This is a genomic window from Kribbella pratensis (genome assembly GCF_004366075.1).
Taxonomy (GTDB): domain Bacteria; phylum Actinomycetota; class Actinomycetes; order Propionibacteriales; family Kribbellaceae; genus Kribbella; species Kribbella pratensis.
Map to the genome: position 1 here is coordinate 1459609 of NZ_SODU01000002.1, position 15772 is coordinate 1475380.

At 68.3% G+C, this 15772-nt stretch carries 17 protein-coding genes; 13 read left to right on the plus strand and 4 right to left on the minus strand.

Going from position 1 to position 15772, the window contains the following annotated elements:
- Positions 1-83: 83 nt before the first annotated feature.
- The gene (locus EV137_RS21980; protein ID WP_134130555.1) at positions 84-2177 is read left to right on the plus strand and encodes an autotransporter; all 2094 of its coding nucleotides are present in this window, start codon (positions 84-86) and stop codon (positions 2175-2177) included.
- On the opposite strand, the gene mgrA is transcribed toward EV137_RS21980, so the two are convergent.
- Positions 2146-3138 carry an L-glyceraldehyde 3-phosphate reductase gene (gene mgrA / locus EV137_RS21985; RefSeq protein ID WP_238157140.1) on the minus strand — a complete coding sequence of 331 codons (993 nt, stop codon included), beginning with the start codon at positions 3136-3138 and terminating at the stop codon, positions 2146-2148. The genes EV137_RS21980 and mgrA overlap by 32 nt on opposite strands.
- A 200-nt stretch (positions 3139-3338) precedes the next feature.
- Here mgrA and EV137_RS21990 point away from each other — a divergent pair, with 200 nt between their 5' ends.
- On the plus strand, positions 3339-4031 hold the full coding sequence (locus EV137_RS21990; protein WP_134130556.1) for a 4a-hydroxytetrahydrobiopterin dehydratase family protein: 693 nt from the start codon (positions 3339-3341) through the stop codon (positions 4029-4031).
- 33 nt (positions 4032-4064) lie between these two features.
- On the opposite strand, the gene EV137_RS21995 is transcribed toward EV137_RS21990, so the two are convergent.
- A complete protein-coding gene (locus EV137_RS21995) occupies positions 4065-5213 on the minus strand; it encodes an aminoglycoside phosphotransferase family protein (protein ID WP_166679967.1) in 1149 nt (382 codons plus the stop codon).
- 87 nt (positions 5214-5300) lie between these two features.
- Here EV137_RS21995 and EV137_RS22000 point away from each other — a divergent pair, with 87 nt between their 5' ends.
- Positions 5301-5924, plus strand: a complete 624-nt coding sequence (locus EV137_RS22000; RefSeq protein ID WP_134130558.1) for a flavin reductase family protein — start codon at positions 5301-5303, stop codon at positions 5922-5924.
- Positions 5925-5957: 33 nt separating this feature from the next.
- Here EV137_RS22000 and EV137_RS22005 read toward each other — a convergent pair whose 3' ends face one another.
- Entirely contained in the window at positions 5958-6920 is a 963-nt protein-coding gene (locus tag EV137_RS22005; RefSeq protein WP_134130559.1) for a DUF1444 domain-containing protein, read from the minus strand.
- A 685-nt stretch (positions 6921-7605) separates the two neighbouring features.
- On the opposite strand from EV137_RS22005, the gene EV137_RS22010 reads away from it, so the two are divergent.
- Entirely contained in the window at positions 7606-8112 is a 507-nt protein-coding gene (locus EV137_RS22010) for an acyl-CoA thioesterase (protein ID WP_134130560.1), read from the plus strand.
- Entirely contained in the window at positions 8109-8774 is a 666-nt protein-coding gene (locus EV137_RS22015; protein ID WP_134130561.1) for a potassium channel family protein, read from the plus strand. The genes EV137_RS22010 and EV137_RS22015 overlap by 4 nt, the downstream gene beginning before the upstream one ends.
- A gap of 56 nt (positions 8775-8830) precedes the next feature.
- Here the strand turns inward: EV137_RS22015 and EV137_RS22020 are convergent, their stop codons facing one another.
- On the minus strand, positions 8831-9436 hold the full coding sequence (locus tag EV137_RS22020; protein ID WP_238175482.1) for a TetR/AcrR family transcriptional regulator: 606 nt from the start codon (positions 9434-9436) through the stop codon (positions 8831-8833).
- A gap of 52 nt (positions 9437-9488) precedes the next feature.
- Between EV137_RS22020 and EV137_RS22025 the strand changes: the two genes are divergently transcribed.
- The 8 genes from EV137_RS22025 to EV137_RS22060 all read left to right on the plus strand — a co-directional run bounded on the left by EV137_RS22025 (position 9489) and on the right by EV137_RS22060 (position 15772).
- Entirely contained in the window at positions 9489-10553 is a 1065-nt protein-coding gene (locus EV137_RS22025; protein ID WP_166679968.1) for a DMT family transporter, read from the plus strand.
- A complete protein-coding gene (locus EV137_RS40670) occupies positions 10441-10854 on the plus strand; it encodes a MarR family winged helix-turn-helix transcriptional regulator (protein ID WP_238157118.1) in 414 nt (137 codons plus the stop codon). Before EV137_RS22025 ends, EV137_RS40670 begins: the two co-directional genes overlap by 113 nt.
- Position 10855: 1 nt before the next feature.
- Positions 10856-12130, plus strand: coding sequence for a glycoside hydrolase family 3 N-terminal domain-containing protein (locus EV137_RS22035; RefSeq protein WP_134130565.1), 1275 nt, complete (start codon positions 10856-10858; stop codon positions 12128-12130).
- Positions 12127-12459 carry a YidH family protein gene (locus EV137_RS22040; RefSeq protein ID WP_134003187.1) on the plus strand — a complete coding sequence of 111 codons (333 nt, stop codon included), beginning with the start codon at positions 12127-12129 and terminating at the stop codon, positions 12457-12459. Before EV137_RS22035 ends, EV137_RS22040 begins: the two co-directional genes overlap by 4 nt.
- A gap of 8 nt (positions 12460-12467) precedes the next feature.
- Positions 12468-12776, plus strand: a complete 309-nt coding sequence (locus EV137_RS22045; RefSeq protein WP_134130566.1) for a DUF202 domain-containing protein — start codon at positions 12468-12470, stop codon at positions 12774-12776.
- A 138-nt stretch (positions 12777-12914) separates the two neighbouring features.
- Positions 12915-13547, plus strand: a complete 633-nt coding sequence (locus tag EV137_RS22050) for a DUF47 domain-containing protein (protein WP_133787172.1) — start codon at positions 12915-12917, stop codon at positions 13545-13547.
- A 2-nt stretch (positions 13548-13549) separates the two neighbouring features.
- Positions 13550-14548: an inorganic phosphate transporter gene (locus EV137_RS22055; protein ID WP_134003191.1), complete on the plus strand. Its 999-nt coding sequence runs from the start codon at positions 13550-13552 to the stop codon at positions 14546-14548.
- An 87-nt stretch (positions 14549-14635) separates the two neighbouring features.
- Complete coding sequence (locus EV137_RS22060) at positions 14636-15772, plus strand: inorganic phosphate transporter (protein ID WP_134003193.1); 1137 nt, start codon at positions 14636-14638, stop codon at positions 15770-15772.

The window sequence follows — 15772 nt, forward strand, 5'->3', positions numbered from 1 at the left end:
ACCGTCCCACCCCGCTCCGTAACCGACCCGTCCGCAATCCGTGAGCCACCCCGTCCAGGTTCCGGGTCGCGTAGGTTGACCCGGTGCTCGCGACCCCGCTCCTGCTGGCCACACTCCTGTACCCCGGCTCCGCCGCGTCGGCCGGCGACATCACGCCCGACATCCTGGCTGGACGCAATGTCACGCTCAGCGGCGACGCCGTCGTCACGCTTCCGCCCGGAACGACGACGTACGGCGGAGTGATCAGCGGCGAGGGCACGCTGCGGATCACCGGACACGGCACCCTCGTCCTCACCAAGGACAGCGACTTCACGCTGCCCAAAACTCGTCAGCGGCAGAGCGTCAGCATCCTGGGCGGCAATCACCCGTACGTCGTCGTCCGCACCCCGGATCCACCGTCGGTGATCGTCGATCGCGGTGCCACCCTTCAGTACGGGAACGGCGGCGGCGCCGGGCTGATCGGGCGGTTCCCGTACAACACGCCCGGCTACCAGCTCAACCAGGACAACGTCGAGGTGAACGGCACTCTCCGGCTCTCGCTGACCCGGACCTTCAATCTCGGCACGATCAGCGGCTCCGGCCTGGTCACCCAGCCGCGCTTCCTGTGGGGCACGCTCGATCTGGTCGGCACTCAGCCGTTCTCGGGAGTGATCGACAACGGGACCGGGACGGCCGCCGGCAAGCCTGAGTCCGCGGTCGCATTGCCCAACGCTCGCGCGATCCTCAACCAGGGGACCTGGACGATCGACACGCCGTTGGACCAGACCGTCGTACTGCGGCAGAAGTTCTACCAGCGTGAGTACGGCAGCGACATCAACGTGCAGTCGCGCCCAGGGAGCAAGGTCGTGCTCACCGGTCAGTACAGCTACTCCGACCGAGGCGGCGACACCGACCCGTCGCTGAGCGACCCGGCGCTCAACTGGCGGAAGGTCCCGCACGATCGCAACAAGCGCGGGACCAACATCAAGGGCGCCAACGTGCAATGGGGCGACGGCACGACTCATCAGATCTTCATGCCGGGTACGGCGGACACGGTCTACATCAACCTGCTGGCGGCACGGGCCCGTTCGAAGCTCACCTTCGCGTACGACGGGCCGGTGACGCTGGGTGCGCCGATCGGCGGTGGTGTCTTCCACGACACGCTCAAGGCGCCGGGTGCGGGCGACATCGTGATCAAGGGTGTGCCGGGCAACGATGTGACCTTCGCGGCGAACCAGTACTACGACGGCTCGACGACGATCGAACGCGGCGCCGTACTCCGGCTCGGTGGTGCGCAGGGCGACGGAAGCCTGCTGACGAAGGCAGAGCTGTTCAAGGTCGTCAACGACGGTTCACTGATCGTGGGGAACTCCCGGGAGACGATCTCACTGTCGAAGATCAGCGGAAGCGGTTCGTTCACCCAGGCCGGCGCTGCCACGACCCAGCTGACCGGTCACCTGTCCTACACAGGCGCGACCACGATCTCCCGAGGCACTCTGGTTCTGACCGCCGGGACCTTGCGCTCGAGCAGCGCCGTCGCGCTCACCCGCGCCGGGGCTCGGCTGGGCCTGACCACAGCCGGAGACCAGACGCTTCGCAATCTCACAACGGTCGCCGGTACGGCGATCACGTCCGGCAGGCGGGCGGTCGTGACGCTGGCAGGAAAGTCAACGCTCGCAGGTGATGTCCAGGGCGGCAAGCTGGTGAACACCGGCGTGCTCGGTGGTTCGTTCACCGTGAATGGGGATTTCGCGCAGAGCTCAGGTGGCCGGTTGATCGCCAGTGGGAAGCCGGTGAAGGTCGCCGGCGCGGTGTCACTCGCCGGGGCCTTGCAGTTGGCCAGGGCGGGGATTGGTGCGGGTTCTCAGATCACTCTGATCGACAATGCCGGCTCGGGCCCTGTGACCGGTGCCTTCGCGGGATTGGCCGAAGGCACGGCGGTGACGGTGGGCGGGAAGAGGTACGCCGTCACCTACCGGGGTGGCGACGGCAACGACGTGACCCTGACTGCGGTTCAGGCTGCGGCTGCGAGACCTTCGGCGGCGGCCAACGAACCGCCCGTGGCAACCAAAGCTGCCACGGGCGCTTCGTCATACTGGCGTCCAGCTGGTCTTGGTGGGGCGGCCGTGCTGGTAGCAGTACTGGGGATGATGCTGGTACGACGGCTCAGGCGTCGGAGCTCCGCTTCCAGAGGTTGATACCGGCCTCGACGGCGTCCTTGTCGATGGCGTCGAGCTCTTCCTGGCTGAACGTGAGGTTGCGGACCGTGGCGAGGTTGTCCTCGAGCTGTGCGACGCTGGAGGCGCCGATCAGCGCGCTGGTGACGCGGTCGTCGCGGAGGGTCCACGCGAGCGCGAGTTGGGCGACGGACTGACCGCGCTCCTTGGCGATCTCGCTCAGCGCTCGGACGTGCTTGAGCGTTTCCTCGGTCAGCGAGTCCGGGTTGAGGGACTTGCCCTGCGCCGCGCGCGAGTCGGACGGGATGCCGCCCAGGTACCGGTCGGTGAGCACGCCCTGCGCCAGCGGCGAGAACGCGATCACGCCGACCCCGAGCTCACCGACGGCGTCCAGCAGGTCCTCCTCGATCCACCGGTTCAGCATCGAGTACGACGGCTGGTGGATGAGCAGCGGCGTACCGAGCTCCTGCAGGATCCTCGCCGCCTCCCGGGTCCGGTCGGCCGAGTACGACGAGATGCCGGCGTACAGCGCCTTGCCCGAGCGGACGGCGGCGTCGAGCGCGCCCATCGTTTCCTCGAGCGGTGTGTCCGGGTCGAACCGGTGTGAGTAGAAGATGTCGACGTAGTCCAGGCCCATCCGGCTCAGCGACTGGTCGAGCGAGGCGAGCAGGTACTTCCGCGAGCCGCCGCCCTGACCGTACGGCCCCGGCCACATGTCGTACCCGGCCTTGGTCGAGATGATCAGCTCGTCGCGGTACCGCTTGAAGTCCCGCGCGAAGTGCGTCCCGAAGTTGGTCTCGGCCGACCCGTACGGCGGGCCGTAGTTGTTCGCCAGGTCGAAGTGCGTGACGCCGAGGTCGAACGCCCGCCGCAGGATGTCCCGCTGCGTCGTGAACGGCTTGTCGTCGCCGAAGTTGTGCCACAGCCCGAGCGAGATCGCCGGGAGTTGCAGTCCACTCCGGCCCGTCCGCCGGTAGGTCATCTGATCGTCGTACCGGCTCGCAGCCGCCTCGTAGTCAGTCACGGAACCCCAGTCTGCCTCATGTCACAACAAGTGCAAACCCCCTTGTTTTCAAGCAGAAACCGCATCACTGACACCAAGAACCCCGCCTTCTGACTGGTCGCGACTGTTTGAGAAGGAGCGGCCGGCGGGCTGACGGCGGAGGCTGCAAGGATGCGGCTATGGAACAGATATTGAGTCGGCCGGAAGCGTCGGAGGCGATCCAGGACTCTGGGTGGCGCTTCTTGCTGGGCACTTTGCGAACCTCGGTCCCGGTCGGGTCGTTGGCTCGGGCGATCGGCTTGGCCGCGGACGCTGTCGCGGTGTGCGGCGACGACGCCGACGGGCACCTTCGGGTCGATGCCCGCCCCGATCGGGTCGTGTTCACTCTGCAGTCGTTGCAGCACGCAGCGGTCACCACCCGGGATGTCGAACTCGCGCTTCGGATCTCCGCCACCGCGGACAGGTCCGGGTTTCTGACGGAACCCGAAATCGGAACGGCGGCACCACGATCCGTCCAGCTTCTGGAGATCGCTATTGATGCCCTGGACATCGCCGGGATTCGGCCGTTCTGGAAGGCAGTGCTGGGCTACACCGGTGAGGCGGGTGCCGAGGGACCGGAGGATCCGCTCGTCGACCCGGTCGGGCAGGGCCCGGCCATCTGGTTCCAGCAGATGGACGAGCCGCGCCCGCAGCGCAATCGCATCCACTTCGACATCTGCGTTCCGCACGACGAGGCACCGCGGCGCATCGAGACCGCACTGGCGGCCGGGGGCCGGCTTGTATCCGCGACGCGTGCCCCCGCTTTCTGGGTGCTTGCCGACCTGGAGGGGAACGAAGCCTGTGTGACCACCTGGCAGGGCCGAGACGGCTGAACTTGCTTCCACCTGCTAGTCACAGCCGTTGCCCTAGGTGAGTCCGGACCAGGGTGCCGGGGGAGAGGTGGTGAAGAAGTGCAGGATGTTGAGCAAGCGGCTGGTGGTGGGCGCGGTCCAGTGGCGTTGGCCGGGCCAAGGGGCGGCGGGGAGTTTGGCGAGGGCCCAGAAGAGGTGGAACCAGAGGACGGCTGCGGCGAACTCCTCCTCGGACTCTGGTGAGTGGGCGTGTCGGAGATAGTCCGGGAGGAGCGCGGCGACCTGGGTCAACGGGAGCTTCGCGAAGTCCATGGCCGGTGGCGCCCAGGCTGCGTCGCCCCAGTCGATGAGCGCGCGGAGGTCTCCGTCCGGACCGGCGAGAAGGTTGTGAGCGGCAACATCTCCGTGGATCAGCACATTCGGCCGGCTCCCGTCGATGTGCTCCGCCAGCCGCGTGAACCACCCGGTCAGCCAACTCGCTGTCCCCGGATCGACGTACCCGCGCTCAGCAAGCTCGTCGATCGTCCGCCACGGATCCCCCCACCCATCCTCAACCACCCCCAAGAGCCCCACCCCCACCAGTCCACCCCCCGCCCCGCCCGACTCTGCACAGCCCGACCCCGCGCAGCCCGACGCCGCGTGGCTCGACTCCGCGCCGACGGGCTCGGCGCCGCTCGACTCCGCGCCGCTCGATACCGCACCGGCGGGCTCTGCGCGGCCCGACTCTGCGCGGCTCGACTCCGCGCTGCGCGACTCCGCACGTGCGGGCTCTGCGCCGCCCGACTCTGGGCCCGCGGACTCTGCGCTGGCCGGCTTCGCGCGGTTTGGTGTGGATTCTGGGGCCCGTTTGAGTTGGTGGAGGCGGGCTAGTTGTTCGGCGAGGGCCGTGGGGAGTTCGGTGGGCTCGGTGCCGTGTACTCGCTCCATCACCGCGTACGGCGCAGCGATCAGGCGGCGGCTGTCGTCGTACTCCACGATCGCGGGTGTCAGCACCCCGACGGACCGAGCAGCCGGCACGACGTGCGTCTCCTTCAGCAGATCGGCCTCGTACCCGGGTCGGCACACCCGCAGGAACAGCTCGTCCCCGAGCACGAAGCCCCGGTTGGCCACCCCGCCGGCGACCTCCTTCAGCTCACCGGGGCCGACGCCGTGCCGCCGCGCCACAGCAGCCACCTGGTCCAGGAAGTCGAGCTCCGCAGCCAATCCACATCTCCGTCGTCCGCGCGAACCGCCGCCCACATCCGCGAGGCGGGGTACGGCGGCATCCACCGAGTTTGATGTACTGCGGGCGTGCGTGTCGATGTGAATCCGGAGACCGTCGGGCGGCGGGAGTTCTATGCGCTGCTGAACTCCGTGGTCGTGCCGCGCCCGATCGCGTGGGTGTCGAGCCGATCCGCCGAGGGCGTGCTGAACCTGGCGCCGCACTCGTTCTTCACCGTCTCGTCCGTGCAGCCGCCGATGGTGCAGTTCACCTCGGTGGGGCGCAAGGACAGCCTGAACAACGTCGAGGCGACCGGCGAGTTCGTGGTGAACTTCGCCGCCGAGCCGCTCTACGAACAGGTGAACGCCTCCGGGACGAACTTCCCGGCGGAAGTCTCCGAGTTCGAGGCGATCGGGGTGACGACCGAGCCGTCCCGGACGGTCGCCGTACCGCGGGTCGCGGAGTCGCCGGTGGCGATCGAGTGCACGCTGCACACCACCCTCGAACTCGGCGACTGCACCCTCGTCATCGGTCAGGTCCGGCACCTCGCGATCGACGCCGCCGTCCTGGACGGCGACCACCCCGACGTCCGGCGCCTGCGCCCGCTCGCCCGGCTCGGCAAGGACGAGTGGTCCACGATCGGCGAGGTCCGCTCGATCACCCGCATCCGCTACTCCGACTGGCCTGGGCATTTCACACCTCCTGGTGAATAGGGCTCCTGGATCCTGGTAGTTGCTCCGGGCACCTCATCCGCGGGACTCAGGTGTTGCCTCCCGGGTCGCGAGGAGCTTGGTGAGTGTCTCGAGCTCTGGGGACAGCCGCAGTGGCGTGTGGTCGGGTAGGGCGGTCGTGGCAGGGTGCCAGGTGAAGTCGGGGGTCACCAGATAGACCTCCGGTGACAGCGGGCCGGGATCACGGGCGTAGCAGCGGGCGGCGACGTTCAGCAGGACGCCGAGCGCCGGGATGACGGTCAGGCCCTCGATCACGTGGAGCAGCAGCGTGTCCCGGGCCGGGACCGCGGCGAGCACACCATGGGGTGCGTGCTCGATGTGCAAAGACTCACGCAGGACGGTGTCGAGGACCAGCGCACGAGAGGCCGCGAAGGCGGTCCCGGAGACGAAGGCAATGCGGAGGTCGTCGTGATCGACGTACTCGACCTGGTCCTCGAGGCGGCGGAGGTTGGCGAGGCCGAAGCGTTCGGCGTCCGACCAGGTGAGGTTCAGGTCGGCCGGCTCCAGGTACATGGTCACGATGCCGTCGGCCTCCGCGCACGGGACAGAGATCAGACCGGGGAGGAAATCGGGGCGGTCGGCTGTCCAGTCGGGCGGCAGCGCGTCGCGAGGGACGAGCCGTTGGATCAGCTCGCGCTCGGGATCGTCCGGCGGTTTCGGTGGTCCTTGGCGAAGCTGCTCCAGGAGTTGGCGGAAGTGTTCCTCGATCAGCACCGGCCAGCGGTCCTCGTCGAAGTGGGCGAGGATGCGCGCGAGGTTGCTGAGCCCGAGCACCGGGTTGTCGGCGGATCTGTCGGTGGGCACGAGCGCGGCGCCGCCCTGGTAGCTGACGGCGAGGCCGAGGTCGGCCGCCGTCCGCAACGCGAGATGCACGAGCCGATCGGCCTGCCGCCTGGACAGCGGCGGCAGCACCAGGTCGGGACAGCTGGAGTGCGGGGAGTTGTTGCCTTGGGCATGTTCGGTGGTGTCGATGGGCATCGTCGGTCCTCCTTGTCGGCAGAGAAAGTACGAGGATCGAGCCGTCGCCGAGCACACCAATCCAGCCCTGTGGACAAGTGGGCGTCGCGCCGCAGGCAAGAAGACCCGGTTATCCGGCTCCTGTCCGATGGGTGGCCGGTGATCAGCCCATCCGTGGTCATGGGACAGGTAATGGTGGGTCGGAACCTGCTATTGCCTGTCCCCAGTCGCCAGCCCCTGTCCCCACTCGCCGCCGTCGTCCCGCCGGTCCGCGACCGACCGTCGAGCAGACGACGGGTTATCCGGCTCTTGTGACCTGATCCGTGGGTGGTCGTGGTCAGGCGCGGCCAGCTCACCGCACGGCCCGCCGCGACGTATGTCCTGCTGCCCCTTGCTCGCCGGCCAGGCGCCCAGGCGCCGGATCTGGGGAGGATTGTTTCCCCGAATCGGGACAGGATCCTCCCCAAGTCACCTTTACTCGGCCTCACGCGCCCGACCCCGGACGCACGCTTCCCGGAACATTTTCGTCACCGGCTGGCACATTTGTTCCGCAAACCACCATCCACGGATCGGACACAAACGCCGGTTATCCCCTCGCGTTGCGGGTTCACGCGAGGGGATAACCGGTCGTCGTGGTTTGGGGCGGGCGAGCTTTTGGGGCGGGATACGCTGCGGCAGGTTCAGTTGGAGTTAGTCGAGGAGTTGTATGACCAGCAGCCTGTTGTCGCGGCCGATCTCGGAGACGCGGTTGTCGTTGTCGCACATCACCGCGCAGAACGAGGCGAACCTGCTCGGTACAGTGCACGGCGGCGTCATCATGACGCTGGTCGACTCGGTGGCCGGTGTGGTCGCGGCGCGGCACTCCGGCGGGGCCGCGGTCACAGCGTCGATGGACGAGATGGTGTTCCTGGTCCCGGTACGGGTCGGTGATGTCGTGCACTTCAGCGCGCAGGTGAACTGGACCGGGCGGAGCTCGATGGAGGTCGGCGTACGGATCACCGCGGATCGGTGGGATGCGGTCGGTCCGCAGGTGCACGTGGCGTCGGCGTACCTGGTGTTCGTGGCGGTCGACGAGGACGGGAAGCCGCGGCAGGTGCCGCAGGCGGTTCCGGAGACGGACGAGGACCGCCGGCGGTTGCGCGAGGCCGAGATCCGCCGGAGTCACCGGCTGGCCCGCCGCGCAGCGATCATCGCCTCCCGGGAGCAGGCATGACCAGCGTGTTTGGCCACGCCAGGCGGAACCCGTCCGCGGTGCTGCTCGTGGTGCAACTGCTCGGCGTACTCGTGTATCCGGCGATGGAAGGATCACGCTCCGGCCGTGTCGCGTTCGAGATCCTCGGCATCGTCGTACTGGTACTCGCGGTCTTCTCCGTCCGCGCGACCCCAGGACTCACCTGGGTCAGCGTCTGCCTGGGCCTCCCGGCGGTGGCGCTGTCGTTGCTCGACGCGTTCAACCCGACCGAACCGGTCGTCGCGATCTCCGGCGCCCTGCACGCGGCGTTCTACTTCTACGCGGCGTACTGCCTGCTCCGCTACATGCTCTCCGACCACGAGGTCAGCGTCGACGAACTCTTCGCGACGGGTGCCACGTTCACCTTGGTGGCTTGGGGTTTTGCCTACCTGTACGTGTTCGTCCAGGTCCTGGTCCCAGGCAGCTTCACCGCAGCCGTTGACCCAGCCAACGATCGCACCTGGATGGAACTGCTGTTCCTGAGTTTCACCACGCTGTCGAGCACCGGACTGAGCGACATCGTCCCGATCACGTCCTGGGGACGCTCGGTCGTGATGCTCGAACAGCTCGCCGGCCTCGCGTACGTCGCCATGGTCGTGTCCCGCCTCGTCGGTCTGACCATCACCAGGCGGAGCAACACCTAGCCGGACAACACCTAGCCGGACAACACCTAGCCGGACAACACCTAGCCGGACAACACCTAGACCCGAGGCCACCCGGCCAGCAGATCGGCGGCCGCGCGAGCCGCGACCTCGGGCGCCGAGGTCATCGCCGCGACCCGGTAGCTGACCAGCGCGCCCTCGTGGAGCAACAGCAGCCGATCGGCCAGCTCACCCGCGTCCGCGAGTCCCGCGGCCTTCGCCTGCGCCTCGAACTCGGACCGCATCCATCGCTTCTGGCCGACGATCACCGGCATCGCCGGATGGTCCGGCGCGGCCAGCTCCACGCTCGCGTTGATGAATCCGCACCCGTTGCGCGATCCGGCCAGCCAGTCCGTCAGCGCGGCGAACAGCACCAGGATCACCGCCTCGGGCGTGGCCGGATTCCGCGCGGCGAGTTGTTCGTCCAGGAATCGGTGCCAGGCGCGGTCCCGCTCCTCCAGGTACGCCGCGATCAGCCGATCCTTCGACCCGAAACGGTCGTACAACGTCTTCTTCGTCACGTCCGCGGCCGCGGCGATCGCATCGACTCCGATGGTCCGGATCCCCTGCTCGTAGAACAGCGTCGACGCGGCCGCCAGGATGCGCTCGCCGGCCGGGGTCAGCCGGGGCGCCGCGCGGTCCTCGCGGTCCACGATCAGTCTCACCTGGTGGTCGAGCATACTGACAGTATACCGACCGGTATGGTTACCGTCTTCCATGACCAAGCACAGGGCGCTCACGCTGGCTGCCGGGACCGGGTTCGTCGTGTTCTGGAGCTGCGGCTTCATCGGCGCGCGCTGGGGGACGCAGTACACGAACGCGTTCGACCTGCTCGCCTGGCGGTTCCTGGTCGCGGGCGCGATCGCCGCCGCGGTGCTGGCGGTCCGGCGGCCGCGGATCTCCCGCCGGGACCTCGTGAGCCAGGTGTGGATGGCGGTCCTCACCCAGTTCGTCTACCTGGGCCTGATCTTCACCGGAATCGAGCACGGCATCACGGCCGGCGTCACCGCACTCATCGGATCGCTCCAGCCGATCCTGATCGCGACCGTCGCGGGGCCGCTGCTCGGGGAACGGGTCAGCGGGCGCCAATGGCTGGGACTGCTCCTCGGTCTGCTCGGCGTCGGTCTGGTCGTGGCCGACGACCTCGGTGCGGGCCACGGTTCACCGCTCCTCTTCCTGGTCCCGATCAGCGGTCTGCTCGGCCTGGTCGCGGGGACCTGCCTGGATCGCCATCGAAAGCCGGCGACGAACTCGCTGGACGCGCTGGCGATCCAGAGCCTCGTGTCAGCAGTCCTCTTCACCGCATTGGCCGCGTCGACCCAGCGACTGACCGTGCCTGAGCAGCCGGGCTTCTACGGGGCGGTGCTCTGGCTGGTGCTGTTGGCAACCGGCGGCGGCTGGGGGCTGTACCTGGTCAACCTCAAGCTCTCCGGCGCCACGCGCATCAGTTCGCTGCTCTATCTGGTGCCGCCGACCACGATGGTGTTCGCGTTCCTGCTGTTCCACGAGACGATCGGCGCGCTCGCCGTCGCCGGCATGCTGGTGTGTGCGGCCGCCGTACTGCTGATCCGGCTCGGTGAACCAGTACGCTGCGTGGATGGCGGAACCCCGGTGGCTGGACCAGACAGAGGCGCAGGCCTGGCGTGCGTACATCGCGGCGCAGCGCGTAGTGAGCAGCCGGATCGAGCAGCAACTGCAGCGCGACGCCGGAATTCCGCACACGTACTACGAGATTCTCGTCCGGCTGTCCGAGGCGCCTGCCAACCGGCTGCGGATGAGTGAACTCGCAGTCGCCACCCAGGGCTCCCGCAGCCGGCTCTCGCACGCGGTCAACCGGCTCGAGCAGAACGGCTGGGTGAAGCGCGAGGGCATCGAGTCCGACCGTCGCGGCCAGGTCGCGATCCTGACCGAGCTCGGCCGGCAGAAGCTGGTCGACACGGCACCCGGTCATGTCGAGGAGGTCCGCAAGGCGATCTTCGACGCGCTCAGCCCCGAGCAGGTCGAGCACCTGTACGACGTCTGCGCGACACTGGCCCGGCATTCCGGTGACACCATCGACCGCGCGGCGTGGGAGCGAAACTGAGATGAGGCGTCCGGTCACGCTGATCGCGCTGACTGCCCTCGCCGCGACCGGCTGTGGTGACAGTGGTTCCCCGACCGCCGGGCCGAGCACAGCGCCGTCGTCCTCGATCTCGGTGACCGGCCCGAGCTCTCCGGCGGCCACACCTACCGATACACCTACAGACACACCCACGGATACGCCCAGCGACACAGCGACTCCGGCCGAGCCGCCGACCTCGAAACCGCCGTCCAGCGCGGCGGGCTGCGTCGACCAGAAGCTGCAGGCCCTGACCCTGCGAGAGAAGGCCGCGCAGCTGATCATGACCGGGATCAACTCCACCGGTATGACATCCGCCCAGCGTGCCGTCGTACGGCAGGAGAAGTCCGGCAGCGTGTTCCTGATCGGCGCCGGCGGCAGCCTCTCGCACACCCGTACGGCGATGGCCGCGGTGAACACGGCCGCGACGGTGAAGGGCGTCCGCCCGCTGATCGCCGCGGACCAGGAGGGCGGCCAGATCCAGCGCCTCAAGGGCTCCGGGTTCGACCGCATCCCGGCGGCCACGGTGCAGGGCACCTGGTCGAGCTCCAAGCTCACCGCACAGGCCGAGCACTGGGGCAGTCAGCTCAAGGAAGCCGGCATCAACGTCGACCTCGCGCCGGTCGCCGACGTCGTACCCAGCTCGCTCAAGTCGCAGAACGCACCGATCGGCCAGTTGGACCGTGAGTACGGCGACACGCCCGAGGAGGCCGGTCAGGGAGTAGAAGCGTTCGTCCAGGGCATGCGCAACGCGGGGATCGCGACGTCGGTCAAGCACTTCCCTGGACTCGGGCGCGTGCGCGGCAACACCGACTTCTCCTCCGGGGTCGTCGACAACGTCACCGTCCGCGGCGACGCCGGCCTGCAGCCGTTCGCGGACGGGATCAAGGCCGGTACGTCGATGGTGATGATCTCGACCGTGACGTACACGAAGATCGATCCGAAGAACCGCGCGGTGTTCTCGCCGACCGTCATCCAGGGCATGGTGCGCGGCGATCTCGGCTGGCGTGGAGTCGTGATCACCGACGACGTCGGCGCCGCGGCGGAGGTCGCCGCGGTTCCGGCCGGTGACCGCGCCACGCGGTTCGTGGCGGCCGGAGGCGACATTGTCATCAACGCCAAGGCCGGGCTGACCGGGGAGATGGTGTCGGCGCTGGTTGCCAAGGCCGAGCAGGACGAGTCCTTCGCTGCGCAGCTGACGAGTAGCGTGCGCCGTGTGCTGATACTGAAACAGGACCACGGCCTGGTGAGCTGCGGATGACGGAGGACGAGCCCGACTACCGCTTCACCCTGGCGAACGAACGCACCTACCTGGCGTACCTGCGGACCTCCCTCGCCTGTTACGCCGGCGGACTGTCCGCGGTCCAGTTCCTCGATCTCGGGCCGGACCGCTGGCCGGCCCGGATCATCGGCATCGTCCTGGTGATCGCCGGAATCGTCACGACCGCAGGAGCGTTCCGGCGCTGGCAGCTCAACCTGACCGCGATCCGTCGCGGCGGCGCACTCCCCGTGACCAAGTTGCCGTTGATGCTCGGAGCAACGATCGCCGTGGTCGGCCTGATCGGCCTGCTGTTCTCGCTCTGGCGGTGAATGTGGCGATGAGCACACCGGATCCAGGCCGCCAGCCGGAGCGAACCCTGCTCGCGTGGCGGCGTACGGCGCTCGGACTGATTGCCAACGGCGTCCTGCTACTTGCCTCCGGCCACGGCTCGTCGGACGTCCGGACCGGTCTCGGGATCGTTGTTCTCGTGCTGTCGATGGCCTGCTGGGCGGCGGTGAGCGCCGTCTACCGCCGTACCAAGGGAGGTGCGGTCCATGCTCTGGGCCACCAGAACGTGCTCCGGGTCGCGGCCGGTCTGGTGCTCGTGGTCGGGCTCTTCGACCTGTACGCCGTGATCACACGCTGAAACCGATCGGTTACTAGCCGTGCGCCGCGGAAACGCGGTTCACCCCGACGCGCTACGTTGATCGGGGCGGATGCCGCGTCAACCGCTGGTTCCCCCTAGCATGTTCACGGTTTGTCCCTCGTTCATCCGGAGCTTGAAGTGCCGTTACGTCTGCGTCCGAACGACCCGACGTTCTACGACCTTTTCACCGAGTCCGCGAACCACCTCGTCGAGGGATCGCGGATCCTGGCGGAATTGCTCGGCAGTACGGCGGGGACCGGGCTCTCGTCCAGCCACCAGATCGCTGCCCAGATGAAGGACGCGGAGCATGCGGCTGACGAGACGACCCACTCGATCATCCGCCGAGTCAACTCCACCTTCGTCACGCCGTTCGACCGCGAGGACATCTACCGGCTGGCCTCCGACCTCGACGACGTCATGGACTTCATGGAGGAGGCCGTCGACGCCGTCCACCTGTTCAACCTGGAGAAGCTGCCGGAGGAGGTGGCCGAGCAGATCGAGGTGCTGCAGCGGGCCGCCCAGCTGACCGCAGAGAACATGCCCAAGCTGCGGACCATGAAGGACCTGGCGGAGTACTGGATCGAGATCAACCGGTTGGAGAACACCGGTGACGCGGTCCACCGCCGGCTCATCGCGAAGCTGTTCAGCGGCGAGTTCGACGCGCTGACGGTGATGAAGTTCAAGACCGTGGTCGACCTGCTGGAGGAGGCGGTCGACGCCTTCGAGCACGTCGCCAACACGGTCGAGCAGATCGCCGTCAAGGAGAGCTGAGCGTGGAGTTCACGCTCGTCATCGCCGTCGTCGTCATCGCGCTCGCGTTCGACTACACCAACGGCTTCCACGACGCCGCCAACGCGATCGCGACGTCGGTGTCCACCCGGGCGCTGACGCCGCGGGTCGCGCTGGTGCTGGCCGCGGCGTGCAACTTCCTCGGCGCGTTGGCCGGCACCGAGGTGGCCGAGACGATCGGCAAGGGCATCATCACCGCACCGGCCGGTCAGCACGGCCTGGTCATCGTGATCGCGGCCCTGATCGGCGCCATCACCTGGAACCTGATCACCTGGTACTTCGGCCTGCCCAGCTCCTCGTCGCACGCGTTGATCGGCGGCCTGGTCGGGGCCGGCCTGGCCTCGACCAGCACGGTGCTGTGGTCCGGCATCGTCGACAAGGTCGTCATCCCGATGGTGCTGTCGCCGGCTGTCGGCTTTTTCGGCGCGTTCCTGCTGATGATCGCGATCCTCTGGCTGTTCCGGCACCGGAACCCGGGCAAGACCACTCGCGGCTTCCGGATGGCGCAGTCGGTGTCGGCGGCCGCGATGGCGCTCGGGCACGGTCTGCAGGACGCGCAGAAGACGATGGGCGTGATCTTCCTGGCGCTGCTCACCACGGGCCACGTGCAGAAGGGCGACGGCATTCCGCTGTGGGTGAAGATCTCGGCCGCGACCGCGATCTCGCTCGGCACGTACTCCGGCGGCTGGCGGATCATGCGGACCCTCGGCCGCCGGATCATCCACCTCGACCCGGCTCGCGGGTTCGCCTCCGAGGCGGTCGCCGCCACCGTGCTGTACGTGATGGCGATCGGCCTGCACGCCCCGGTCTCCACCACCCACACGATCACCTCCGCGGTGATGGGCGCCGGCGCTACCAAGCGCCTGTCCGCCGTGCGCTGGGGCGTCGCCAAGGGCATCGTCACCGCGTGGATCCTGACCATCCCCGCCGCCGGCATCGTCGCCGCCGGCGTCTACTGGTTGGCCCACCTGATCCTCGAGTAATCTCCCGAACCGGTTCATTTCGAGTTCACCCACCCGGCCTACGGTCGATCGACGCCGCCGATCGTCCGCGCTAGGGAAGTGGTCGCTATGGACCTTTCGTTCCTCGTCGTCGTGGTGATCGTCACCGCGCTGGTGTTCGACTTCACCAACGGGTTCCACGACACCGCCAACGCGATGGCGACCTCGATCGCCACCGGCGCCCTGAAACCGAAGATCGCGGTCGCGCTGTCCGCCGTCCTGAACCTCGTCGGCGCCTTCATCTCCACCGAGGTGGCCAAGACCATCTCCAGCGGCATCGTGGACGACGCCAAGGTGACCGTGCCGGTGATCTTCGGCGGGCTCGTCGGAGCGATCCTCTGGAACCTGCTGACCTGGTACCTCGGTCTGCCGAGCTCCTCGTCGCACGCGCTGTTCGGCGGCCTGATCGGCGCCACCTGGATCGCGTCCGGGAGCAGCGCCGTACATTTCGGCACCGTCGTCCAGAAGATCATCGTCCCGGCGATCGCGGCCCCGGTGGTGGCCGGTGCGGTCGCGCTGCTCGGGACCTACCTGGCCTACAAGATCACCGCACGGGCGCGGAAGAAGTCGGTCGACGACGGGTTCCGGGCCGGGCAGATCGCGTCCGCGTCGCTGGTCTCGCTCGCGCACGGCACCGGCGACGCGCAGAAGACGATGGGCGTCATCACGCTGGTGCTGATCACCTCCGGCAGCCTCGCCTCCGGGTCGCGGCCGCCGCTGTGGGTGATCCTGGCGGCCGGCTTGGCAATCGCGGCGGGCACCTACCTGGGCGGCTGGCGGATCATCCGGACGATGGGCAAGGGCCTGGCCGAAATCGAGTCGCCGCAGGGCTTCTCCGCGGAGACGAGCTCGACCGCCGTGCTGCTGGCGTCGTCCCACCTGGGCTTCCCGCTGTCCACCACTCAGGTCTGCTCCGGCAGCATCCTCGGCGCCGGCCTCGGCAAGCGGCTGGCCGAGGTGCGCTGGACCGTCGCCGGCCGGATGGCCGTGGCCTGGCTGCTGACGCTGCCGGCCGCTGCGATCGTGGGTGCGCTGTCCGGCCGGGTCGCCGACTCCGGCAACCTCGGTGTCGTCATCATCGCGGTCCTCGCGGTCGCGGCCGGTGGCGGCATCTACGCCGCGTCCCGGCGCCGCCCGGTGACCTCCGAGAACGTCAACGAGTACCCGAGCTCCACCACACCGTCCACCACCGCCGCTGCGGCCTGA

Coding starts and splice junctions, on each gene's coding strand:
- EV137_RS22015 (WP_134130561.1), top strand. CDS start 8,109: ATGACCAGCGTGTTTGGCCACGCCAGGCGGAACCCGTCCGCGGTGCTG.
- EV137_RS22060 (WP_134003193.1), top strand. CDS start 14,636: ATGGACCTTTCGTTCCTCGTCGTCGTGGTGATCGTCACCGCGCTGGTG.
- EV137_RS22005 (WP_134130559.1), bottom strand. CDS start 6,920: ATGCCCATCGACACCACCGAACATGCCCAAGGCAACAACTCCCCGCAC.
- EV137_RS22010 (WP_134130560.1), top strand. CDS start 7,606: ATGACCAGCAGCCTGTTGTCGCGGCCGATCTCGGAGACGCGGTTGTCG.
- EV137_RS22035 (WP_134130565.1), top strand. CDS start 10,856: ATGAGGCGTCCGGTCACGCTGATCGCGCTGACTGCCCTCGCCGCGACC.
- EV137_RS21990 (WP_134130556.1), top strand. CDS start 3,339: ATGGAACAGATATTGAGTCGGCCGGAAGCGTCGGAGGCGATCCAGGAC.
- EV137_RS22040 (WP_134003187.1), top strand. CDS start 12,127: ATGACGGAGGACGAGCCCGACTACCGCTTCACCCTGGCGAACGAACGC.
- EV137_RS22025 (WP_166679968.1), top strand. CDS start 9,489: ATGACCAAGCACAGGGCGCTCACGCTGGCTGCCGGGACCGGGTTCGTC.
- EV137_RS22045 (WP_134130566.1), top strand. CDS start 12,468: ATGAGCACACCGGATCCAGGCCGCCAGCCGGAGCGAACCCTGCTCGCG.
- mgrA (WP_238157140.1), bottom strand. CDS start 3,138: ATGACCTACCGGCGGACGGGCCGGAGTGGACTGCAACTCCCGGCGATC.